Source organism: Streptomyces sp. NPDC006798 (assembly GCF_040635975.1).
Classification (GTDB): domain Bacteria; phylum Actinomycetota; class Actinomycetes; order Streptomycetales; family Streptomycetaceae; genus Streptomyces.
On sequence record NZ_JBEYIS010000122.1, the window covers coordinates 1 to 1,077 of the forward strand.

At 63.3% G+C, this 1,077-nt stretch carries 1 protein-coding gene; it reads left to right on the plus strand.

Features of this window, described 5'->3' with window-relative positions; all coding sequences use genetic code 11:
* Nucleotides 1-20: 20 nt before the first annotated feature.
* On the plus strand, nt 21-1,077 hold a 1,057-nt coding region (locus ABZ714_RS34830), incomplete at its 3' end, for a condensation domain-containing protein (RefSeq protein WP_358829382.1).

The window sequence follows — 1,077 nt, forward strand, 5'->3', positions numbered from 1 at the left end:
CCGAGGAGTTTCCGCTCCGGGTGGCCCTGCTGACGACGGGTCCGGAGGAACACTCCCTCGTCCTCGTGGTCCATCACATCGCGGCCGACGGCGAATCCATCCGCCCGCTCCTCACCGACCTGCTGCACTTCTACCAGGAGCACGCCGAGGGAACATCCGCGGATGGAACCGCCGGAGAGATGACGGCCACGGAGCCCCGTCCGGTTCTGCCGGTGCAGTACGCCGACTACACCCTCTGGCAGAAAACCCTCCTCGGCGACGAAAAAGACCCCACCAGCCTCGCCGCCCGACAACTCGAATACTGGAAAAACAACCTACGCGACCTCCCCGACACCCTCCCCCTCCCCTACGACCACCCACGCCCCACCACCGCCACCCACCACGGCCAACACATCACCTTCCCCATCACCCCCGAACTCCACCAACAACTCAAAAACCTCGCCCACACCCACAACACCAGCCTCTTCATGGTCCTCCAAGCCGCCGTCGCCACCCTCCTCACCCGCCTCGGCGCCGGAACCGACATCCCCCTCGGCACCCCCACCGCAGGACGCACCGACACCACCCTCCACAACCTCATCGGCTTCTTCGTCAACACCCTCATCCTCCGCATCAACACCAGCGGAAACCCCACCTACCTCGACATCCTCCACCGCACCAAAGAAACCGCCCTCAACGCCTACAACAACCAAGACCTCCCCTTCGAACTCCTCGTAGAACACCTCAACCCCACCCGCACCCTCGCCCACCACCCACTCTTCCAAACCATGCTCACCCTCCAGGAAAACCCCCAACCCACCCACCACACCCCCCACCTCACCGCCCAACTCCACACCACCCCCACCAACATCGCCAAATTCGACCTCACCATCGCCCTCATCGAAAACACCCACCCCAACGGACAACCCAACGGAATCACCGGCTACCTCGAATACGCCACCGACCTCTTCACCCACCACACCGCACAAACCCTCACCACCCGCCTCACCAACCTCCTCCACACCATCACCCAAAACCCCCACACCCCCATCCACCACATCAACACCCTCACCCCCCAAGAACACCAACAACTCACCC